The organism is Cellulomonas sp. P24 (assembly GCF_024704385.1).
Lineage (GTDB): Bacteria > Actinomycetota > Actinomycetes > Actinomycetales > Cellulomonadaceae > JAJDFX01.
Window position 1 is genome coordinate 487,425 of record NZ_JAJDFX010000002.1, and the last position, 21,616, is coordinate 509,040.

Here is a 21,616-nt window from a genome sequence, read left to right on the forward strand (position 1 = left end):
GAGGATGCCGCGGCAGATCCTCCCGCACGAGAGCTCGACGACGTCGCACGGGTTGCCACAGTCCTCACGGTAGCGGTGAGGCGCGCCCTGGACCGGGAGCGCAGCCACGTGCGTGTCGGTCGCCGACCCGCAGTGTCGGTCAACCGCACGCAGTGTCGGTCGCCGGGCCTAGGCTCCTCCTGCTGCACTGCCCGACGACGGGCCCGACGACGAGCCATCCGACGATGCCGTACCGGCACTGAGCCGCGACGACCTCCGTCCAGACGCATCGCGTGGGAGCCCGCCTGCACGTGACGGTGCACGGTGGACAGCTCCAGAGCACAGGAAGGCACGGCATGACGCGGCGAGGATGGCTGCTGCTCGGTGCGGTCGGCGCGATCTGGGGCATCCCCTACCTGCTCATCAAGATCGCCGTCGCCGAGGTCTCGCCCCCGACGATCGTCTTCGCCCGCACGGCCGTCGGGGCGATCGTCCTGATGCCGTTCGCTCTCCGGTCCGGTGGCCTGCGTCCGTTGCGCGGGCGCTGGACCGCCGTCGCCATGTTCGCCGCACTCGAGATCGTCGGCCCATGGCTGCTGCTCTCGAACGCCGAGCGGGTCCTGGCGAGCTCGACGACCGGGCTGCTCGTGGCGACCGTCCCCATCCTCGCCGTCGTGCTCGGGCGGTTCGTGGGCGACCGCCGCCCGGTCTCCGCCGTGCGCTGGGTCGGGCTGGTCGTCGGTCTCGGCGGGGTGGTCCTGCTGCTCGGCCCCGGTGCCGTGCACGGCCACGCGTGGTCTCTCGGCCAGGTGCTCCTCGCAGCGCTCGGGTACGCGATCGCCCCGATCGTGGCGGACCGAGCGCTGCGAGGCGTGCCGGCCGTGACGCTCACAGCGGCCTGCCTGACCCTCGCCGCCCTCGTCTACGCGCCGGTCGTCGCCGCGACGGGTCTGCACACCGCACCGGGCCCCGGCACGATCGCGGCCCTCCTGACGCTCGGCGTCGTCTGCACCGCACTGGCCTTCGTCCTGTTCTTCGCCCTGATCACCGAGGTCGGCGCCGCACGCTCGACACTGGTCGCCTACATCAACCCGGTGGTCGCCGTCGCTCTCGGTGCCGCCGTGCTCTCGGAACCGATCACGCCGCTCGTGGTCATCGCCATGGTGCTCATCGTGGGGGGCTCCGCCGCCGGCTCGCACCGGTCACCGGTGCCTGACCGGTCGGCGGACCAGGACGCGCCCGTCGCCGGAGCCGCGGCAGCCTGACCGCAGCCGCTCGGCGGCGTCACGCCTCGACGACGACCGGGATGATCATCGGCCGCCGGCGCAGACGACCGGAGACCCACCGTCCGACGATGCGGCGAACCACCTGCTGGAGCTGGTACGTGTCCGCCGAGCCTCCACGCGCGGCGTCCTCGACCGCCGCGACGATCTGCGGGCGGATGTCGTCGAACACGGCGTCCTGCTCGGCGAAGCCGCGCGTCTGGATCTGCGGCTCGCTCAGCACCTTCCCGGTCGCCGAGTCCACGACGACGAAGATCGAGACGAACCCCTCCTCCCCCAGGATGCGCCGGTCCTTGAGCTCGACCTCGCCGATCTCTCCGACGCTCGCGCCGTCCACGTAGACGTAACCGCACGGGACGGCGCCGACCACACGGGCACGCCCCTCGACCAGGTCGACGACCACGCCGTCCTCGGCGACGACCACGTGGTCGGCCGGAACGCCCGTGCGGACCGCGAGCGCCGCGTTGGCGACGAGGTGCCGCGCCTCGCCGTGCACCGGCATGACGTTGCGTGGTCGCAGGATGTTGTAGCAGTACAGCAGCTCACCCGCCGACGCGTGCCCGGACACGTGCACCTTCGCGTTGCCCCCGTGCACCACGCGGGCACCGAGCCGCGTCAGGCCGTTGATGACGCGGTAGACGGCGTTCTCGTTCCCGGGGATCAAGGACGACGCGAGGATCACCGTGTCCCCGGGGCCGACGGAGATCTTGTGGTCCCGGTTCGCGATCCTCGACAGCGCCGCCATCGGCTCACCCTGCGACCCGGTGCACATCAGGACGATCTCGTCGTCCGGGACGGTGTCGACCTTCTTGACGTCGATGAGGACCCCATCGGGGACGTGCAGGTGGCCCAGCTCGGCGGCGATGGTCATGTTGCGCACCATCGACCGCCCGACCAGCGCGACCCGCCGTCCGTGCGTGTGCGCGGCGTCGAGCACCTGCTGCACCCGGTGCACGTGCGACGCGAACGACGCGACGACGATGCTCCGCTCGCTCGTCGCGAAGACGCCGTCGAGCACCGGACCGATCTCACGCTCCGAGGCGACGAACCCGGGGACCTCGGCGTTCGTCGAGTCGACCATGAAGAGGTCGACCCCGGCCTCGCCGAGGCGCGCGAACGCCCGCAGGTCGGTGACGCGGCCGTCGAGCGGCAGCTGGTCCATCTTGAAGTCGCCCGTGTGCAGCACCGTGCCGGCACCCGTGCGCACCGCGACCGCCAGCGCATCGGGGATCGAGTGGTTCACGGCGACGAACTCGCACTCGAAGACGCCCAGCCGTTCGACCTGTCCCTCGCGGACAGCCAGCGTCAGCGGGGTGATCCGGTGCTCGCGAAGCTTGGCCTCGACGAAGGCCAGCGTCAGCTGCGAGCCGACCAGCGGGATGTCCTCGCGGAGCCGCAGCAGGTACGGCACGGCGCCGATGTGGTCCTCGTGACCGTGCGTGAGGACGATCGCCTCGATGTCGTCGAGCCGCCCGTGGAGGTAGTCGAAGTCCGGGAGGATCAGGTCGACCCCGGGTTGGTGGTCCTCCGGGAACAGGACCCCGCAGTCGATCACGAGCAGTCGACCGGCGTGCTCGAGGACGGACATGTTGCGCCCGATCTCCCCCAGACCGCCGAGCGCGACCACCCGGAGCGCGCCGTCCGGGAGCTCGGGCGGCAGGCCGAGCTCGGGGTGCGGGTGCGACATCAGCGCTCCGGCGAGCCGACCGCGCTGACCAGCCCGGCGGCAACCAGCCCGGCGCGCACCTCGAGGGCCTCATCGTCCGTCGCCGCGACGTTCGGCAGGCGCAGCTCGCGGTTCGTGGTGATCCCCAGGATCTCGATCGCCGCCTTCGCCATGACCGCCTGGAAACCCGCACCGTTCATCGCCCGGATCGCCGGGCCGATCGCACGGAACACCTCGAGAGCACGCGCGTTGTCGCCGGCGGCGAACGCCTGCGCGATCTCGGCGAGCTGCAGACCCGCGACGTGCCCGACGACGCTGACCACGCCGACCGCACCCTGGGCGAGCAACGGCAGGAAGACCGCGTCGTCCCCGCTGTACCAGGCCAGCCCCGTGCGCTGGATCGAGTGCGCCGCGCCGGCGACGTCGCCGGTCGCGTCCTTCATCGCCACGATCTGCTCGTGCGCGGCGAGCCGGTCGAGCGTGGCGGCGGAGAGCCGGACGCCCGTCCGCCCGGGAACGTCGTACAGCATCACCGGCAGCGAGGTGGCCTCGGCGACGGCGAGCGTGTGCGTGACGATGCCGGCCTGCGACGGACGCGAGTAGTACGGGCTCACGACGAGCAGGCCGTTCGCCCCGGCCTCCTGCGCCTGCTGCGCCATCCGGATCGCGTGCGAGGTGTCGTTCGAGCCCGCGCCGGCGACGACGACGACCCGGTCGCCGACCGCCTCGACGACGGTGCGGACCAGGTCCGACTTCTCCGGGGCGTGGGTGGTCGGGGACTCGCCCGTCGTCCCGTTCACGACGATCCCGTCGTGGCCGTGGTCGGCGAGGTGGCGGGCGAGGCGGGCAGCGGCGTCGAGGTCGACTGCTCCTGCTGCGTCCATGGGGGTGACCATCGCGGTCAGCACCGTTCCGAACGGGCGCGCGGGCGAGGTGGCGTGCGGCATGGCCTCAAACTACCGTCCCGCGGGGACGACCGGGGCGACCTCGTACGGAAGGGCCGCCACCGCGTGCCGCCGGGGCGACCCGGACTGCCAGGGGTCCGTCCGGTGACGTGCGCGCGTCGCAGCAGGAAAGCGGACGTGACCTGCAGGTGCATCCAGCGAACACCTCATGAACCCTCGGTGACGGATCCCGTTCATACCCTCCCAGGGCGCTCTCGGGGGTGTGTACTCCCTCTCGGCTGCGCTCGTGGCGCCGCCGGGCGGAACCGCCCACACCACCACCTCCTGGAGGTCTCGCCGTGCCGTCCCCCGCGCAAGTCCTGGCCATCGCCCACCGCGGCGATCCCGTCCGGTACCGCGAGAACACCGTCGACGCCGTGCGGGCTGCGATGGAGCAGGGCGCTGATGCCGTCGAGGTGGACGTCCAGCTCGCTGCGGACGGCACCGTCGTGGTCCTCCACGACGACACACTCGCGCGCCACTGGGGCGACCCGCGACCGGTGTCCTCGATGACCTGGCCCGAGATCGCCCGCCTGGGCGACGGTGACCTGCGGATCCCCCGGCTCGAGGACCTCCTCGACCTCTCGGCGGAGACCGGCGTGCCCCTCGTGCTCGACCAGAAGCACCCGATCGCGGCTCTCCCCGCCGCCGAGGTCGTCCGGCGCCACCGCGCCACGGGCACCGCGTTCTGCGGCTCCACCGACGGCCTCCTGGAGATCCGCGCGGGCGATCCGGACGCCACGATCTACTTCAACGACACGAGCCTCCATCTCCCGGACGTCCGCCTCCTCGCGATGCTGCGCCCGCAGTTCTACAACCCGTACTGGAAGCTCCTGGCGCCGGCGACCGTCGAGGCCTTCCACGCATTCGGCATCGGCGTGTGCTGCTGGACGCCGAACGACGACGCCGACCTGCGACTCGTCCTCGACATGGGCCTCGACGCCGTGATGACGGATCGGGTCGGTGCCCTGCGCACGCTCCTCGACGGGGCGTCCGCGTGACCGTCCTCGGTACGCGGGACTCCCGCACCGCGCCCGAACCGGCGGTCGAGCCGGCGCCGCCGTCGGCTCCCCCGCGGCCGCGTCGGAGCCGACGGACCCGTGAGTACCTGATCTTCCTCGCGTTCGCGGGACCGAACCTCCTCCTGATCGCGCTCTTCACGTACCGTCCGCTCCTGAGCAACGTGTACTACTCCACGCTCGACTGGAACCTCGGGTCCCGCACCGCCACCCCCGTCGGCTTCGGCAACTACCTGCGGTGGTTCCACGACCCGACGAGCCTCGAGGTGCTGCGGGTGACCGCCGTCTTCACCGTCGCGACCGTCGGCGCCACGCTGGTGCTCGGACTGCTGCTCGCGACCGCGCTCAACCAGCGCATCCGCGGCCGCACCGGTGCGCGCGCCGTCGTGTTCGCCCCGTACGTGCTCTCGGGAGTCGGCGTCGGTCTCGTCTGGCTGTTCATCTTCGATCCCACCTACGGCGCGCTCTCGGCCCTCCTGCGACTGTGGGGCGCGACCGGACCGGACTGGTACCTCAACCGGAACTGGGCCCTGGTGATGGTGATCGTCGTCTACGTCTGGAAGAACCTCGGTTACGCAGCCGTCGTCTACCTGGCAGCGCTGCAGAGCGTCCCGCAGGACGTCCTCGACGCCGCGGCGCTCGACGGCGCGGGAGCGGTCCGCCGGTTCACCCGGATCACCGTCCCGCTCCTGTCGCCGACGACGTTCTTCCTCATGGTGACGACCATGCTCAGCTCGCTGCAGTCCTTCGACCTCATCCACGTGATGACCAAGGGAGGGCCGCTCGACGGGACCACGACCCTCATGTACCAGGTGTACGTCGAGGCGTTCGTCAACGGCCGTGCCGGCTACTCCGCCGCCGTCGCCACGATCCTGTTCGCGGTGCTGCTGGTCGCGACGCTGGTCCAGATGCGCTTCCTCGAGAGAAAGGTGCACTACGCGTGAGCACCGTCGCGACCCACCCGGGCGCTGCTGCAGCGCCGACGACGCGGCGTCGCCCCGGATCCGTCCGCGGCACGTTCCACGCTGTGCTCGGCGGGTACCTGCCCGTCGTCCTGGCGACCACCGTCGTCGTCCTCCCGTTGGCGTGGATGGTCATCGCCTCGATCAAGCAGCCGCACGAGCTGGTGCGGCTCCCGATCCAGTGGCTGCCGAGCAAGCCCTACGCCGGCAACTACCTCGAGGCAGCCCGGACCGTGTCCTTCGGTCGGCTCTTCCTCAACAGCGCGATCGTCACGGCGGTCGGCGCGGGGATCAAGGTCGTGCTCGCCGTGATCACGGCCTACGCGCTCGTCTTCATCCGCTTCCCCGGGAAGCGCCTGGTGTTCCTGCTGATCCTCGTCGCCCTGATGGTGCCGCCACACATCGCGCTGGTCCCCAACTACACGTTGATCGCGCAGCTCGGCGGTCGCAACACCCTCTGGGGGATCGTCCTCCCGGGCCTCGGCACGGCGTTCGGGACCTTCCTGCTGCGACAGCAGTTCCTCTCGCTCCCCCGGTCGATCGTGGAAGCCGCCGAGCTCGACGGCGCGAGCCACCTGCGCCGCCTCGTGTCGGTCGTCGCCCCCGTCTCCGCACCGGCCATCGCCACCGTCGCGCTGATCAGCATCGTGTTCGAGTGGAACGAGTACCTGTGGCCGCTGATCATCGTCGACGACCCGAACTCCATGACGCTGCCCGTCGGGCTCACGCTGCTGCAGAACAGCGAGTCCGGGTCCGCCGCGTGGGGCGTCCTCATGGCGGGGACGGTCGTGGTCATCCTCCCCGTCCTCGCGATCTTCGCCGCCCTGCAGCGCTGGATCGTGGCCGGCCTCACCCAGGGCGCGGTCACGGGCTGACGCCCTCGGCCACCTCGACGCCATCGACCGCTGCTCCCGCCCCGTTCCGCAACCAGACCACCAGACCACCAGACCACCAGACCACCAGACCAGCCTGTCCGTCCGTCCGCTCGCTCCTCCCCACGTCCCTGGAAGGACACCCTGATGAACCCCGGTCTCTCCCGCTTCCTCCCCGGCCTCACGAGCGCCACGCCGGGTGGACTGCACCTGCCTGACCGCGCCTTCGACCGCCGGACGTTCCTGGCCCTGGCCGGAGCCGGTGCAGGCGCCCTGACGCTCGCCGCATGCGCCGGGCCGTCGACGGCAGCCGTCGGCTCGACCCCGACCCCGACGAGCACCACCGACTGGGCCGGTGTGAAGCCGGCCAAGCAGATCAGCTTCTGGTCGAACCACCCGGGCGGCTCGCAGGCGGTCGAGAAGGCCCTCGTCGAGAAGTTCAACGCCTCGCAGTCCGCGATCACCGTCACCCTCGTGACCGCCGGCGCGAGCTACGAGGAGGTCGCCCAGCGCTTCCAGACCGCCCTGACCGGCGGCGGGCTGCCGGGGCTGGTGATGTTCTCCGACGTGTGGTGGTTCCGCTACTACCTCAACCAGTCGATCATCCCGCTGACCTCGCTGTTGAAGGCCGTCAAGATCGACACCGCGGACTTCCGCCCGAGCTTCTACTCGGACTACCAGTACGCGGGCGAGCAGTGGGCCGTGCCGTACGCGCGCTCGACGCCGCTGTTCTACTACAACAAGGCGCACTGGGCCGCCGCGGGTCTCCCCGACCGGGCACCCACGACCTGGAACGAGTTCGCCGAGTGGGCTCCGAAGCTCATGGGGGCCGGGGTGGGCACCCAGAAGGCCTTCCAGTACCCCGCCGTCGCCGGCTACGCCGGGTGGACGTTCCAGAACAACGCGTGGGGCTGGGGCGGCGCGTACAGCCACGACTGGGACATCACGATCGACGCGGACCCCGTCGTCTCGGCGCTCGACTGGATCCGCAAGGGCGTCCAGGAGGAGAAGTGGGCGGGCGTCACCGCGAACGACCAGTCGGCCGACATCGCGTCCGGTGCGGTGAGCGCGACGGTCAGCTCGACGGGCAGCCTCGTCGGGATCCTCAAGAACGCCAACTTCGACCTCGGCGTCGGCTTCCTTCCCGGTGGCCCGTCCGCGACCGAGCCGGTGTGCCCGTCGGGCGGTGCCGGGATCGGCATCCCGCAGGCGATCACCCCGGAGGAGCAGCTCGCCGCAGCGACCTTCCTGAAGTTCCTCACGCTCCCGGAGAACACGATCGCGTTCTCCGCGGCGACGGGCTACATCCCGACCCGGACCTCCGCGGACACCAGCACCCTCACGGCCAAGGCCCCGCAGATCAAGACCGCGATCGACCAGATCGCCGTCGTGCGCACCCAGGACCGCGCCCGGGTCTTCCTCCCCGGTGGTGACAAGGCGATCGCCGACGGGTTCGGCCGGGTCGTCACGCAGAACGAGGACCCGAAGACGGTGCTCACCGCGGTCAAGACCCAGCTGCAGGACATCTACACGCGCGACGTCAAGCCGAAGCTCGTCTGACGTGCTCGGGCCCGGCCCCTCGGCGGAGGGGCCGGGTCAGCCCGTCGCGACGCCGGGACGACGCCGGTAGCTCACGAACCGGTAGCGGTGTCCGGTCCTCGACGTGTGCCACCCGTCCTCGGGCGACCGCGCGACCTCGAGCCACGTTCCGTCGACCGCCGGGGCGTACGTGTCCCCCGCCACCTCAAGATCCACCTCGGTGACCTCGAGGCGGGTCGCCCGGGTGATCGCCTCCGCGTAGACCGACGCACCACCGATCACCCACGCCTCCCGGCCGGCGGCCACGTCGAGAGCGGCAGACAGGTCCGGCACCACCGTCGCACCGTCCGCCACCAGACCGGGCCGACGGGACAGCACGATGTTGGTGCGGCCCGGGAGCGGGCGGAACCGCACCGGCAACGACTCCCACGTCGCACGGCCCATGATCACCGGGCTCCCGGCGGTCGTCTCGCGGAAGTGGGCCAGGTCCTCCGGCAGATGCCACGGCAGCCCGCCGTCCACACCGATCACCCCGGCGCGGGACTGCGCCCAGATGAGCCCGAGCCCGGACTGTGCCTGACCTGCCGGGCCTGCCTGGCCCGGATGGCCCGGATGGCCTGACGGGCTCACACGGCCACCGGTGCCGCGATCGCCGGATGGTGCTGGTAGTCGACGATCTCGACGTCCTCGAAGGTGTAGTCGAACATCGAGGGAGCCTGGCGAAGACGCAGAGTCGGGTACGGGTACGGCTCACGGGCGAGCTGCGTGCGCACCTGCTCCACGTGGTTGTCGTAGATGTGGCAGTCGCCACCGGTCCAGACGAAGTCGCCGACCTCGAGACCGGCCTGCTGGGCCACCATGTGGGTGAGCAGCGCGTACGACGCGATGTTGAACGGCACCCCGAGGAAGAGGTCGGCCGACCGCTGGTACAGCTGACAGCTCAGCCGGCCGTCGGCCACGTAGAACTGGAAGAACGCGTGGCACGGGGGCAGTGCCATCTGCGGGATGTCCCCGACGTTCCACGCCGAGACGATGATCCGCCGTGAGTCGGGATTCGTCCGGAGCTGGTCGACCACCTGCGCGATCTGGTCGACATGACCGCCGTCGGGGGTCGGCCACGACCGCCACTGGACCCCGTACACGGGCCCGAGCTCGCCGTCCGGTCCGGCCCACTCGTCCCAGATCGACACCCCGTGCTCCTGGAGCCACCGGACGTTCGAGTCGCCACGAAGGAACCACAGCAGCTCGTAGACGATCGACTTCAGGTGGACCCGCTTGGTCGTGACGAGCGGGAAACCCTCGGAGAGGTCGTACCGCAGCTGGTGACCGAACACGCTGCGCGTGCCGGTGCCGGTCCGGTCCGACTTCACGGTGCCGTGCTCGAGCACGTGCCGGAGCAGGTCTTCGTACGGGGTCGGCACGGTCGTCATGCCGTCATGATAGGCATCGCCACGAGGCCCTCCGGGCGCGATACTGAGGCATGTCGTCCTCACGGATCCCCCCCCACCGTTGCTGCCCACCTCCCCACCGGTCTGCTCATCGACGGCCAGTGGCGTCCCGCGTCCTCCGGCGCGACGTTCCCCGTCCAGGACCCCGCGACGGAGGAGACGCTGTTCGACGTCGCCGACGCGACGTCCGACGACGCGCTCGCCGCGCTCACCTCGGCGCACGACTCCTGGCCCGCCTGGCGCGAGGTCGCGCCCCGTCAACGCGCCGACCTGCTCCGTGCCGTCTTCGACGAGATGATCGCCCGCACCGACGACCTCGCCGCCGTGATCACCGCCGAGGGCGGCAAGCCTCTCGCCGAGTCGCGTGCCGAGGTCATCTACGGCGCCGAGTACCTCCGGTGGTACTCCGAGCAGGCCGTCCGCATCGACGGGCTCGCCCGGCGCGCCCCGTCCGGTGCGAACCACCAGGTCGTCCTCAACCGTCCCGTCGGCCCCGCCCTGCTCATCACCCCCTGGAACTTCCCGCTCGCGATGATCACCCGCAAGGTCGCGCCGGCACTGGCGGCCGGCTGCACGGCGGTCGTCAAGCCTGCCGCGCTCACGCCGCTCACGACGGCCCTCTTCGCCGAGATCGTCCGCGAGCAGCTCGAGTCCCGCGGGCTGCCCACCGGGATCCTCAACGTGGTCCCCACGACCCACGCCTCCGGCATCAGCGGTCCGCTCCTCGCCGACCGCCGGCTGCGCAAGCTCTCGTTCACGGGCTCGACGGAGGTCGGCCAGCACCTCCTGCGGGCGGCGGCCGACGGGGTGCTCCGCACGTCGATGGAGCTCGGCGGGAACGCACCGTTCCTCGTGTTCGAGGACGCGGACATCCCGGCCGCCGTCCAGGGCGCCCTCGCCGCGAAGATGCGCAACGCCGGGCAGACCTGCGTCGCCGCGAACCGCTTCCTCGTGCACGAGTCGGTCGCGGACGAGTTCGCCGCCGGGCTCACCGCGGCGTTCGACGCCCTCGTCGTCGGGCACGGCAGCGACCCCGGGACCACGGTCGGCCCCTTGATCGAGGCGAAGGCCGTCGCCAAGGTCAGCGAGCTCGTCGCCGATGCCGTCGACGGCGGCGCCCGGGTGACCACCGGGGGCGACGCGCTCGACCACGCGGGCTTCTTCTACGCCCCCACCGTCCTGACCGGAGTCTCCCCCGACTCCCGTGCCGTGCGCGAGGAGATCTTCGGCCCGGTGGCCCCGATCGTGACGTTCGGCACCGAGGCCGAGGCCGTCACCATGGCGAACAGCACCGACTTCGGCCTGGTCGCCTACGCGTACACGCGTGACGTCGGGCGGACGTTCCGGCTCGCCGAGTCGATCGAGGCGGGCATGCTCGGGGTCAACCGCGGCATGGTCTCGGACGCCACCGCACCGTTCGGTGGGGTCAAGTCGTCGGGTCTCGGCCGGGAGGGTGGCGAGGCGGGCATCGCGGAGTACCTCGACAGCATCTACGTCGCGATCTGACGTGGCGGGCCCCCGCGACCCGCACGTCGACTCGGCAGTCAAGCAGGCGCTCTCGGTCTCGATCGCGACGGGCCTGTACGGGATCTCCTTCGGGGCGCTCGCGACCGTCGCCGGGCTGGACCTCCCGCAGACCGCGGCCCTGAGCCTCCTGCTGTTCTCCGGAGGCTCTCAGTTCGCGTTCATCGGCGTGGTCGGGTCCGGCGGCTCGCCCGTGGCCGCCGTGACCACCGCGGCGCTCCTCGGCGTCCGCAACGGCTTGTACGGCGTCCAGGTGGCCCCGCTGATCTCGGCGGGTCCCCTGCTCCGTCCGCTGGCCGCCCAGCTCACGATCGACGAGTCGACCGCGGTCGCGACCGCCCACCGGGAGCCGGCCGCCGTCCGGGCCGGCTTCTGGTGGACGGGGGTCGGCGTGTTCGTGCTGTGGAACGCGTTCACGGTGGTGGGCGCCCTCGTCGGCAACGCGCTGGGCGACCCCCGGAGGTACGGCCTCGATGCCGCGGCCGCCGCGGCGTTCCTCGCACTCGTCTGGCCGCGTCTGGCCGGGCGCACCCCGCAGGTCGTCGCGGGTCTGGCGGTCGTGGTCGCTCTGGCGCTGACCCCGGTGACCCCACCGGGCGTCCCGGTGCTCGCCGCGGCGGCTGTCGCGGTCGTGATAGGCCTGACCAGGACCGTCGCTCCCCCGGCGCCGCAGGACTCCGCATGAGCGCCTACGCAGTCACCTGGGTCGCCGTTCTTGCGGCCAGTGCGGCCTGCTTCGGCATCAAGCTCGTCGGCCACCTGGTCCCCGCGCACTGGCTGACGGACCCGCGGGTCGCCCGGATCGCGTCCCTGGTGACGGTGTCGCTGCTCGCGGCGCTGGTCGGCGTGCAGACCGTGACGTCCGGACCGCACCTCGTCCTCGACGCGCGGGTTCCTGCGCTGGCCGTCGCCGCGGTCGCCCTGGTCCTGCGCGCGCCGTTCATCGTCGTGGTGCTCGCCGCAGCCGTCACCGCCGCGGTGATCCGCGGCCTGGGCGGCTGACGGGCACCGCGCCCGTGCCATGACAGTCCGTGCGAGGTTCGTGGCGGCCACGGTGGCGGGCGTGGTGCGAGACGTGACGGCTGCTCGGGGGATGATGCTCCGATGGCCCTCTTCCGTGAACAGGCAGACGTCTCCGTGCGACCGGCGGTCCTCGGGGACGAGCAGACCATCGCCGACATCCAGCTCGAGGCATGGCGGACGGCGCATGCCGAGGTCCTCGGCGAGCCCGTCCTGGCGACTCTCGACCGTGACGCGTTCGCCGCGGGCTGGACGGCGGCGATCAGCGCGCCACCCGGACCGGGCCACCGCGTGCTCGTGGCGTGCGACGGGCCGCACGTCGTGGGCTTCGTCGCGATCCGGCCGCTGCGGGAGGCTGGGACCGACGGAACCTCGACAGCCGGCGAGGTCGTCGCGCTCGAGGTCCTTCCGGTCGCGCAGCGCGGTGGGCACGGCTCACGGCTGCTCGCCGCGGCGGTCGACCTCCTCCGCGAGGACGGCCTCGTCCATGTCGCCACCTGGGTGCTTGACGGCGACCCGGCACGCGAGCAGTTCCTGACCTCGGCCGGGCTGGGACCCGACGGTTCCGAGCGCGTCCTGGCGACCGGGGTCAGAGAGGTCGTCGAGCGTCGCTGGGTTGCCGAGATCTGAGGTTGCCGAGATCTGACGACGCCGGGACCTGAGCACAGGCCACTGAACTGAGCACTGGCCACTGAACTGAGCACAGGTCACTGCGACAGGTCAGGCCCGCGAGCCAGCATCTTCCCTGTACAGCCGTGCCGCCGTGCGCAGCGCTGCACGTGCCCGACGTCGGTCGCCACCCGCGTCGTAGGCGAAGCCGAGGTGGAACCACGCCGCCCAGTCGTCCGGACGACTCTCGGCCACCTCGCGCACCGCGTCGAACGCGGCGAGCGCGGCGGTGCGGTCGATGCGCCCGCCGGGCGAGCGCGGGAGGTCGTCGACGGGGAGCCGCCCCTCGGCGGCCAGCACGTCGGCCATCTGCTGGACCCGTGAGGCGAGCATCCACTCCTGGACGACGAACCACACCCCGAGCACCGGGAGGACCAGGACGGCCACCCCGAGGCCGACGCCGACGAGCTCACCCGTCCTGATCAGCGCGACCCCGCGCGACGCCACCTGCCAGACGTACAGACCGAGCAGCGCGGTCAGCGCGACGGCCCATCCGAGTCCACGACGCACGGCGCTCAGCCCAGGTCGAGCAGGTGCTCGAGCCCGACAGTCAGCCCGGGGCGCGACGCCACCTGCCGGACACCGAGCAGGACGCCCGGCATGAAGCTCACCCGGTCGAACGAGTCGTGCCGGATCGTGAGCTGCTCACCGGCGTTGCCGAAGAGGATCTCCTCGTGCGCGACGAGACCGCGGAGCCGGACGCTGTGCACAGCGATCCCCGCGACCTGGGCGCCGCGAGCCCCCGGGAGTGACGTCTGCGTCGCGTCAGGCACGGGACCGAGGCCGGCGTCCGCGCGGGCCGCAGCGATCGCCTCGGCTGTGTGGCGTGCGGTGCCCGACGGTGCGTCGACCTTCTGCGGGTGGTGCAGCTCGATGACCTCGGCCGACTCGAAGTACCGTGCCGCCCGCGCCGCGAAGGTCATCGCCAGGACGGCCCCGAGGGCGAAGTTCGGCGCGATCAGGACCCCGACCGGGTGGCCGGCGGCGTGAGCCGCGTCCAGGTGCGCCGACACCCGGGCCAGGGACTCGTCATCCCACCCCGTCGTGCCTACGACGACATGCACCCCGGCGTCGATCAGCGCATGCACGTTCGCCTCGGTGACGCTCGGCACGGTGAAGTCGACAGCAACGTCCGCGCCGGACGCCGCCACCTGCGCGAGGTCGTCGCCGGCGTCGAGCCGCGCCACGAGCTCGAGCCCGGGCGCCGCCTCGACGGCGGCGCACACGGTCGCGCCCATGCGGCCCGCTGCGCCGAGAACGGCAACCGTGATGCGCGGCTGCCCGTCGGTCGAAACTCTCTCATCTCTCACGAAGCACGACCCTAACCGGTCAACCCGATCAAGATCGATGCCGATAGGAGCGCCATGCGCACAGAGGGGGCACCAGAGGAGGCACCGACGACGACCGGCACGATCCACCGATGGCGGGTCGCGCGGCGCAGCACCTGGATCGGCTCCGGCCTGCTCGTGGCTCTCGGGGCCGGAGGGATGGGTGCTGCTGCCGGTTGGGGTCTGCTCCGGTGGGAGCAGGTCGACCTGATTCGCCACGTCACCGAGATCGTCGGCTTCGAACCCGAACCCTGGGTCAGACCGAGCGACGGTGTCGATTTCGGGACACTCGTCGCCGGCCTCGCCCTGCTCACCTGGCTGCTCGCAAGTCGCCCCGACGTCCCCGCCCGGAAGTCCCTCGCGCTCGCTGGTGGAACGTTCGCCGCCTGGACCGTGGTCGCGTGGTTCCTCACCGTCGTCACCGCACCCGTGTGGTGGCCGGGGCCAGTGGTGCCTGTCGCGCTGGACGACCAGAGCCAGCTGGTCCGTTCTGCGGCTCCCGCGGCATATCTCGGGCCCCTCGTCGTCCTGGTCGCGATCGTCGGAGCCGTGTGGGTCGGTTCGCGGTTCAGGCCGTCCGTGCCTGTGACAGACGGGTCCGGTGGTCCGCGGCGGCCATCTCGCCTGGCCGTCCGCATCGCTTCGGGTCTGGTCGGCGCCGGGGTTCTCCTCGGGATCAGCGGTGTGGCGGCGCTGCTCATCGCGGGGCGGGAGATGGGCGCGTGGGAGTAGGCGGCGTTTGCCTCGCTCGTCGGTCGACCGATGGTCCTTGCCGTTGTCGTGTCCGGCGTCGCGTGGCTGGTGTCCGGCACGCAACGCGGGGTCTCGATCCTCGTGACGATCGCGGCAGCCGTCGTCCTGGGCGGAGACCTGGTGGCGGGGTCGCCAATCTCGGGCGCCGCCGCGCTCGTGGGCATCGCGACCACAGCGGTCGCGTCGGCGCGGCGGCCGCTCGCGGCAACGCTCGACCGCCTCACGCTGGAGGACCACCGGGGTCGCCGTGCGTCGGCAGACACATGACGCTCGTCCCACGCTGTCCGCTCTCGCCACCTGACCCCGGCAGGTCAACACCTCCGTGACCGGTGCCGATAGAAGGCCCATGCCTGCAGAGAGGTCAGCGGTGGCGACAGCCGTCACGACGAAGAAGCACCGGACCGCGGGTCCGGGCAGGAGGACCTGGTCGGGGTTGCTGGTCGCCCTCGCTGCCGGAACGGCCGGAACGGCATCGGGATGGGCGCTCCTGTGGTGGGAGCAGCTCGACCTGGTCCGGCACATCGCCCAGGTGACCGGCATCCACGCCGTGCCCGAGGTCGACCAGCACCACGCCGTCGGATTCGGGTCGCTCGTCGCGGGCCTCGCCCTGCTCGCGTGGCTGCTCGCCAGCCGCCCGGGCCAGGCCGCCCGACGGTCGTTCGCGCTCGTCGGCGGAACGCTCCTCGCCTGGACCGTGATCGCCTGGTTCCTTCTCCCCGCGGCCGTGGCCATGTGGTGGTGGCCCGGTCCGGTCTTGCCTGTCACCTTCCCGGACTCGAACGCCCGCTTCACCGACCCGGGCGTCGCCCTGGTGCACTCTGCGGCCCCCGCGGCCTACCTCGGACCGCTCGTCGTCCTGATCGCGATCGTCGCCGCAGTCTGGGCAGGCTCGCGGATTGCGGCCTCCGGAGAGGTCACGGACGTGTCCGCTGACCCGCGGGTGCCGTCCCGCATGTCCTCCCGCGTGGCCTCGGGCCTGATCGGGGCCGGCGTGCTCGTCGGGATCGGCGGCATCACAGCCCTCGTCTTCGCCCAGTGGCAGGCCGGTGCGTCAGACCGGAGCACCGTTCTCACCTCACTCGCCGATCGGCAGGTCCTTCTCGCCGCCACTGCGACGGCTGTCGCCTGGCTGGTGTCCGGCACCGCGCGCGGAACCGCGACCCTCGTGCTCGTCGCGACTGCCGCGGTCGTCGGTGAGGACCTGACGTCACAGAGCCCCCTCCAAGCGGGCGCCGCGCTTCTCACGATCGTCACCGCGTCGATCGCGGCGGCGCGGCGGCCTCTCGCCACGGCCGTCGATCGCCTGACGCTATGAGGACCCCGGGTGCGTCGCCCGGCGCCAGCAGCGACTCGCGGCCGTCAGTCTCCGAAGGGGCCGACCCGCACCAGTGACCGAGGTCGTTCCGCGAGCTCGACAGCGAGCTCCTGCACGTCCTCGAGAGTCACGGCCGCCACCCGCTCGAGCGACTCCTCGACCGTCAGCAGCTCGCCGTGCACCAGCTCGGCCTTCCCGAGCCGACTCATCCGCGAACCCGTGTCCTCGAGGCCCAGGACGAGCCCGCCGGACAGCTGTCCGACGCTCCGGGTCAGCTCGGACTGCGTGATGCCGCCGTCCGCGAGCCGCGCCCACTCCGAGGTCAGCAGGGCGACCACCTGGTCCACCTTGCCCGGTGCGCAGCCGGCGTACAGCCCGAACACTCCGGTCTCGGCGTGCCCCTGGGCGAACGAGTACGTGGAGTACGCGAGACCTCGCTTCTCGCGGATCTCCTGGAAGAGCCGGGAGGACATCCCGCCGCCGAGGACGGCGTTGAGGACGGTCAGGGTGAAGCGACGCGGGTCCGTCGACGTCAGCCCGGTGGTCCCGATGATGACGTTGGCCTGCTCGGTGGTCCGCCGGATCGTCAGCTCGACGCCCTCGGTCGGGATCCCGGTCGTCGAGCTACGGCCACGCCGTACCGCCGGCGCCTGCACCGACGTCGTGTCCCAGCCGCCAGTGCCGAGGGCCGTGAGGACCTGGTCGCACAGCTCGTCGTGGTCGACGCCTCCGGCGGCTGTCACCACAAGGGTCGGCGCGTCGTAGTGCTCGCGGTAGTGCTCCCACACTGCCTCACGCGGGACCGCGCGGATCGTGTCGGGGGTGCCACCGATCGGCCGACCGAGCGGGTGGGTGCCCAGGACCGCCGCAGCGAACTGCTCGTGGACGACGTCCGACGGGTCGTCGTCGTTCATCGCGAGCTCTTCGAGGATCACGCCGCGCTCGGTCTCGAGCTCGGCGGGATCCAGGGTGGCCGAGGTCACCATGTCCGAGATGACGTCCACGGCCATCGGCAGGTCCGTGTCCAGCACCCGGGCGTAGTAGCAGGTGTGCTCCTTGCCGGTGACCGCGTTGGCCTCGCCGCCGACCTCGTCGAAGGCCTCGGCGATGTCCATCGCGGTGCGACGCTCGGTGCCCTTGAACAGCAGGTGCTCGAGGAAGTGCGTCGAGCCGTGGTGCCCGTCGCTCTCGTCGCGCGACCCGACACCGACCCACGCGCCGACGGTCGCCGAGCGGAGCCCTGGCATGTGCTCGCTGAGGACGCGAACACCGCCGGGCAGGACGGAGCGACGCACGAGTGCGCCGCCGTCCTGCCCGGCGGTCAGCTCGCTGCCCGGTTGACCCGGGGCCACGAGCGGAAGGTGCAGCGTCACGTCAGGCGTCGGCCTCGGCCGGCGTCGCGTCCTTCTCGTCCTCGACGACCGCGTGCAGCGACAGCTTGCCGCGCGGGTCGATCTCGCCGATCTCGACCTGGACCTTCTGGCCGACGGCCAGGACGTCCTCGACGTTGTCGACGCGCTTGCCGCCGACGAGCTTACGGATCTGCGAGATGTGCAGAAGGCCGTCCTTGCCCGGCGACAGCGAGACGAACGCGCCGAACGTCGTGGTCTTCACCACGGTGCCGACGAACCGCTCACCGATCTCCGGCATGTGCGGGTTCGCGATCGCGTTGATCGCGGCCCGCGCGGCCTCCGCCGACGGTCCGTCGGTGGCGCCGATGTAGACCGTGCCGTCGTCCTCGATCGAGATGTCGGCACCGGTCTCCGCCTGGATCTGGTTGATCATCTTGCCCTTCGGGCCGATGACCTCACCGATCTTGTCGACCGGGACCTGGACCGAGATCACGCGCGGGGCGTACGGGGACATCTCGTCCGGCGTGTCGATCGCCTCGTTGATCACGTCGAGGATCGCCAGGCGGGCCTCCTTCGCCTGGGTGAGCGCGCCGCCGAGCACCGACGCGGGGATCCCGTCGAGCTTGGTGTCGAGCTGGATCGCGGTGACGAACTCCCGCGTCCCGGCGACCTTGAAGTCCATGTCACCGAAGGCGTCCTCGGCACCGAGGATGTCGGTGAGCGCCGCGTAGCGCGTCTCGCCGTTCACGGTGTCCGAGACCAGGCCCATGGCGATGCCCGCGACGGGCGCACGGAGCGGGACGCCAGCGTTGAGCAGCGACAGCGTCGAGGCGCAGACGGAGCCCATCGAGGTCGACCCGTTCGACCCGAGGGCCTCCGAGACCTGACGGATCGCGTAGGGGAACTCCTCGCGGGTCGGGAGCACCGGGAGCAGCGCACGCTCGGCGAGAGCGCCGTGGCCGATCTCGCGACGCTTCGGCGACCCGACCCGACCGGTCTCACCGGTCGAGTACGGCGGGAAGTTGTAGTTGTGCATGTAGCGCTTGCGCGTCTCCGGGGAGAGCGTGTCGAGCTGCTGCTCCATGCGGAGCATGTTGAGCGTCGTGACCCCGAGGATCTGGGTCTCGCCGCGCTCGAACAGCGCCGAGCCGTGCACCCGCGGCAGGACCTCGACCTCGGCGGACAGGGTGCGGATGTCCCGCAGCCCGCGACCGTCGATGCGGAAGCCGTCGGTGAGGATGCGCTGACGGATGAGCTTCTTGGTGACGGCGCGGATCGCGGCCGACAGCTCCTTCTCGCGGCCCTCGAACTGGGCGGCGAGCGCGCCGATGACCTCGGCCTTGATCTCGTCGAGACGGTTCTCGCGGTCCTGCTTGTCCGCGATCGTCAGCGCCTCGCCGAGCGGGCCCGTCGCGGCGGCGTCGACCGCCTCGTAGGCGTCCGGCTGGTAGTCCGGGAACACCGGGAACTCGGCGGTCGGCTTGGCGGCACGCGCGGCCAGGTCGGCCTGCGCCTCGCACAGGACCCGGATGAACGGCTTGGCGGCCTCGAGGCCCTCCGCGACGATCTCCTCGGTGGGCGCCTGGGCACCCTCGTGCTTGATGAGGTTCCAGGCACCCTCGGGGGCCTCGGCCTCGATCATCGCGATCGCGACGTCGTCACCGACGATGCGACCGGCGACGACCATGTCGAAGGTGGCGCGGGCGCGCTCGGAGTAGCGCGGGAAGGCCACCCACTGCCCGTCGATGAGCGCGATGCGCACGCCGCCGACCGGCCCGGAGAACGGCAGCCCGGAGAGCTGCGTCGAGATCGACGCGGCGTTGATCGCGAGCACGTCGTACGAGTCGTCCGGGTGGATGGTCAGGACGGTGATGACGACCTGCACCTCGTTGCGCAGCCCCTTGACGAACAGCGGGCGCAGCGGGCGGTCGACCAGCCGGCACGCGAGGATCGCCTCGGTGGACGGGCGACCTTCGCGGCGGAAGAACGAGCCGGGGATCTTGCCGGCCGCGTAGCTCCGCTCCTCGACGTCGATCGTCAGCGGGAAGAAGTCGAACTGGTCCTTCGGGTGCTTGCCTGCGGTGGTCGCGGCAAGGAGCGTGGTCTCGCCGTCGAGGTACGCGACGGCGGACCCGGCGGCCTGACGGGCGATGCGTCCGGTCTCGAACCGGACGGTACGGGTGCCGAAGCGCCCGTTGTCGATGATGGCTTCGGCGAACTCGATCTCGGGACCCTCCATGGGTGCCCTCCTCTGGGTGATGGCGCCCTTCACCTCGACGGTCTTCGATCGAGGTGCCCGGAACGAGGTTCCGGACGCCACTACCGAGGACCAGACGAGCGGGTGGGCGCGAGTGGTGTCACGGTCGTACGGCCGGGTCCGCGACGTCGCCGGGCCCGGCGTGGGACCAGCCCGGACCCGAGCGGGTCCGGGCTGGTCTCAGGCAGCTATCGGCGCAGGCCGAGCCGCTCGATCAGGCTGCGGTAACGGTTGATGTCGACCTTCTGGAGGTATCCGAGGAGGCGACGACGCTGGCCGACGAGAAGGAGCAGACCACGACGGCTGTGGTGGTCGTGCTTGTGGATCTTGCCGTGCTCGGTGAGGTCCTTGATGCGCTGCGTCAGCATCGCGATCTGGACCTCGGGGGAACCGGTGTCACCCTCGTGGGTGGCGAACTCGGTGATGATGGCCTGCTTGGTGACACTGTCGAGGGGCACGGTTCTCCTGTTGTGTACTCGTTGCGCGGTGCTCCGGGGCATGTCCACCCGGGCGCTCTCGATCCGCGGCCGATCTGACGGCGATCTGATGCTAGCAGTCGGGGCCCTGCCACCCAATTCCTCCGCCGCACGTCCAGTAGCGGACCGGTTGCCGTCCGGCAGGCGTCCTGCCCGGGCCGGAAGCGTTCACGGGCACCGCGCCCCGCCAGATCACGCCCCCGCGGACCGCGAGCGGAGTCACCCGACGAGGTCGCCCGCGAGCGCCTCGTGCACGCGCGCCACGTCGCGACGCATCTGCTCGACGAGCTCCTCCACGGAGTCGAACCGCTGCGTCGGGCGGAGCTGGGACACGAACTCGACGACGACCTCGCGGTCGTACAGGTCGAGATCGGTACGGTCGAGCACGTAGGCCTCGACCCGCCGGGTCGCGCCGTCGAACGTCGGGTTGGTCCCGACCGAGATCGCCGCCGGCCATCCGTGCGGTCCGGCGTCCGCCGACCCGGGCCCGTCGGTCGGGCGGAGCCAGCCGGCGTAGACACCGTCCGCCGGCACCATGCCCGTCGCGTCCCGCGAGAGGTTCGCCGTCGGGAAGCCCAGGCTGCGCCCACGCGCATCCCCGTGCACGACGACGCCACGCATCCGGTGCGGCCGGCCGAGCACCCGTGCCGCCCCCGGTGCGTCCCCCGCCGCAAGCAGCTCCCGGACCCACGTCGAGGACCACCGTCGGTGCGAGGACTCGGGGGCGACGTCCTCGACCACCTCGACCGTGAAGCCGTACGAGCGACCGAGGTCGACCATGGTGGCGATGTCGCCCGAGTTGCGTCGACCGAACCGGACGTCCCGCCCCACGACGACGGTCCGCGCGCCGAGGGCGTCGACCAGGTACCTCCGGACGAACTCCTCGGGCGTCTGCCGGGCGAAGTCGAGCGTGTACTCGAGCATGAGCACCGCGTCGAGACCGGTGGCCTCCAGGAGCTCGAGCCGGTCCGCGTCACCCGTCAGGAGCTCCGGGGCGGACTCGGGCCGGTGCACCTGCGCGGGGTGGGGCGTGAAGGTGACCGCGACGGCCTGCAGCCCTGCCGCACGTGCACCGGCCACCATGCGGCTCAGCACGCTGGCGTGCCCACGATGGACCCCGTCGAAGTTGCCGATCGTCACGACGGACGGACCGAATCCCGCGGGGACCTCGGTCACGGCGGTCCAACGGTGCACGTACCCTCCTGGAACG

Annotated in this window: 22 protein-coding genes; 12 read left to right on the forward strand and 10 right to left on the reverse strand. The window is 71.6% G+C overall.

Annotated elements, in window-relative coordinates; all coding sequences use genetic code 11:
* Positions 1–335: 335 nt before the first annotated feature.
* On the forward strand, positions 336–1,244 hold the full coding sequence (locus tag LJB74_RS02365) for a DMT family transporter (protein ID WP_259307023.1): 909 nt from the start codon (positions 336–338) through the stop codon (positions 1,242–1,244).
* Positions 1,245–1,263: 19 nt separating this feature from the next.
* Here LJB74_RS02365 and LJB74_RS02370 read toward each other — a convergent pair whose 3' ends face one another.
* Positions 1,264–2,949 (reverse strand): ribonuclease J, encoded by a 1,686-nt coding sequence (locus LJB74_RS02370; protein WP_259307024.1) that lies wholly within the window; start codon positions 2,947–2,949, stop codon positions 1,264–1,266.
* A complete protein-coding gene (gene dapA / locus LJB74_RS02375; protein WP_259307025.1) occupies positions 2,949–3,875 on the reverse strand; it encodes a 4-hydroxy-tetrahydrodipicolinate synthase in 927 nt (308 codons plus the stop codon). Before dapA ends, LJB74_RS02370 begins: the two co-directional genes overlap by 1 nt.
* A gap of 296 nt (positions 3,876–4,171) precedes the next feature.
* Here dapA and LJB74_RS02380 point away from each other — a divergent pair, with 296 nt between their 5' ends.
* The 4 genes from LJB74_RS02380 (at position 4,172) to LJB74_RS02395 (ending at position 8,285) form a co-directional block, all read left to right on the forward strand.
* Entirely contained in the window at positions 4,172–4,873 is a 702-nt protein-coding gene (locus LJB74_RS02380) for a glycerophosphodiester phosphodiesterase (protein ID WP_259307026.1), read from the forward strand.
* Positions 4,870–5,835, forward strand: a complete 966-nt coding sequence (locus LJB74_RS02385) for a carbohydrate ABC transporter permease (RefSeq protein WP_259307027.1) — start codon at positions 4,870–4,872, stop codon at positions 5,833–5,835. The genes LJB74_RS02380 and LJB74_RS02385 overlap by 4 nt, the downstream gene beginning before the upstream one ends.
* Positions 5,832–6,728 carry a carbohydrate ABC transporter permease gene (locus LJB74_RS02390; RefSeq protein ID WP_396125108.1) on the forward strand — a complete coding sequence of 299 codons (897 nt, stop codon included), beginning with the start codon at positions 5,832–5,834 and terminating at the stop codon, positions 6,726–6,728. The genes LJB74_RS02385 and LJB74_RS02390 overlap by 4 nt, the downstream gene beginning before the upstream one ends.
* A gap of 144 nt (positions 6,729–6,872) precedes the next feature.
* Positions 6,873–8,285: an ABC transporter substrate-binding protein gene (locus LJB74_RS02395; protein WP_259307028.1), complete on the forward strand. Its 1,413-nt coding sequence runs from the start codon at positions 6,873–6,875 to the stop codon at positions 8,283–8,285.
* Between the two features lie 36 nt (positions 8,286–8,321).
* On the opposite strand, the gene LJB74_RS02400 is transcribed toward LJB74_RS02395, so the two are convergent.
* Complete coding sequence (locus LJB74_RS02400) at positions 8,322–8,819, reverse strand: dihydrofolate reductase (protein ID WP_259310258.1); 498 nt, start codon at positions 8,817–8,819, stop codon at positions 8,322–8,324.
* A gap of 71 nt (positions 8,820–8,890) precedes the next feature.
* A complete protein-coding gene (locus LJB74_RS02405; RefSeq protein ID WP_259307029.1) occupies positions 8,891–9,694 on the reverse strand; it encodes a thymidylate synthase in 804 nt (267 codons plus the stop codon).
* 6 nt (positions 9,695–9,700) lie between these two features.
* Here LJB74_RS02405 and LJB74_RS02410 point away from each other — a divergent pair, with 6 nt between their 5' ends.
* The 4 genes from LJB74_RS02410 (at position 9,701) to LJB74_RS02425 (ending at position 12,886) form a co-directional block, all read left to right on the forward strand.
* On the forward strand, positions 9,701–11,218 hold the full coding sequence (locus LJB74_RS02410) for an NAD-dependent succinate-semialdehyde dehydrogenase (protein WP_259307030.1): 1,518 nt from the start codon (positions 9,701–9,703) through the stop codon (positions 11,216–11,218).
* A gap of 1 nt (position 11,219) precedes the next feature.
* The gene (locus LJB74_RS02415) at positions 11,220–11,921 is read left to right on the forward strand and encodes an AzlC family ABC transporter permease (protein ID WP_259307031.1); all 702 of its coding nucleotides are present in this window, start codon (positions 11,220–11,222) and stop codon (positions 11,919–11,921) included.
* Positions 11,918–12,238 (forward strand): AzlD domain-containing protein, encoded by a 321-nt coding sequence (locus LJB74_RS02420; protein ID WP_259307032.1) that lies wholly within the window; start codon positions 11,918–11,920, stop codon positions 12,236–12,238. The genes LJB74_RS02415 and LJB74_RS02420 overlap by 4 nt, the downstream gene beginning before the upstream one ends.
* A 102-nt stretch (positions 12,239–12,340) precedes the next feature.
* On the forward strand, positions 12,341–12,886 hold the full coding sequence (locus LJB74_RS02425; protein ID WP_259307033.1) for a GNAT family N-acetyltransferase: 546 nt from the start codon (positions 12,341–12,343) through the stop codon (positions 12,884–12,886).
* 90 nt (positions 12,887–12,976) lie between these two features.
* On the opposite strand, the gene LJB74_RS02430 is transcribed toward LJB74_RS02425, so the two are convergent.
* Positions 12,977–13,435: a hypothetical protein gene (locus LJB74_RS02430; protein WP_259307034.1), complete on the reverse strand. Its 459-nt coding sequence runs from the start codon at positions 13,433–13,435 to the stop codon at positions 12,977–12,979.
* 5 nt (positions 13,436–13,440) lie between these two features.
* Positions 13,441–14,235, reverse strand: coding sequence for a 4-hydroxy-tetrahydrodipicolinate reductase (dapB, locus tag LJB74_RS02435; protein ID WP_310650791.1), 795 nt, complete (start codon positions 14,233–14,235; stop codon positions 13,441–13,443).
* 54 nt (positions 14,236–14,289) lie between these two features.
* On the opposite strand from dapB, the gene LJB74_RS02440 reads away from it, so the two are divergent.
* From LJB74_RS02440 to LJB74_RS02450, 3 genes are all read left to right on the forward strand, one after another.
* Positions 14,290–14,985: a hypothetical protein gene (locus LJB74_RS02440; RefSeq protein WP_259307035.1), complete on the forward strand. Its 696-nt coding sequence runs from the start codon at positions 14,290–14,292 to the stop codon at positions 14,983–14,985.
* 30 nt (positions 14,986–15,015) lie between these two features.
* Positions 15,016–15,273, forward strand: a complete 258-nt coding sequence (locus LJB74_RS02445) for a hypothetical protein (protein WP_259307036.1) — start codon at positions 15,016–15,018, stop codon at positions 15,271–15,273.
* Between the two features lie 100 nt (positions 15,274–15,373).
* Positions 15,374–16,321 (forward strand): hypothetical protein, encoded by a 948-nt coding sequence (locus LJB74_RS02450; RefSeq protein WP_259307037.1) that lies wholly within the window; start codon positions 15,374–15,376, stop codon positions 16,319–16,321.
* 44 nt (positions 16,322–16,365) lie between these two features.
* Here the strand turns inward: LJB74_RS02450 and LJB74_RS02455 are convergent, their stop codons facing one another.
* The 4 genes from LJB74_RS02455 to LJB74_RS02470 form a co-directional block, all read right to left on the reverse strand.
* Positions 16,366–17,694: a pitrilysin family protein gene (locus LJB74_RS02455; protein ID WP_259307038.1), complete on the reverse strand. Its 1,329-nt coding sequence runs from the start codon at positions 17,692–17,694 to the stop codon at positions 16,366–16,368.
* A 1-nt stretch (position 17,695) separates the two neighbouring features.
* On the reverse strand, positions 17,696–19,912 hold the full coding sequence (locus LJB74_RS02460) for a polyribonucleotide nucleotidyltransferase (protein ID WP_259307039.1): 2,217 nt from the start codon (positions 19,910–19,912) through the stop codon (positions 17,696–17,698).
* A 206-nt stretch (positions 19,913–20,118) separates the two neighbouring features.
* Complete coding sequence (gene rpsO, locus LJB74_RS02465) at positions 20,119–20,388, reverse strand: 30S ribosomal protein S15 (RefSeq protein ID WP_259307040.1); 270 nt, start codon at positions 20,386–20,388, stop codon at positions 20,119–20,121.
* A gap of 237 nt (positions 20,389–20,625) precedes the next feature.
* Positions 20,626–21,600: a bifunctional riboflavin kinase/FAD synthetase gene (locus LJB74_RS02470; protein WP_259307041.1), complete on the reverse strand. Its 975-nt coding sequence runs from the start codon at positions 21,598–21,600 to the stop codon at positions 20,626–20,628.
* Positions 21,601–21,616 lie beyond the last annotated feature (16 nt).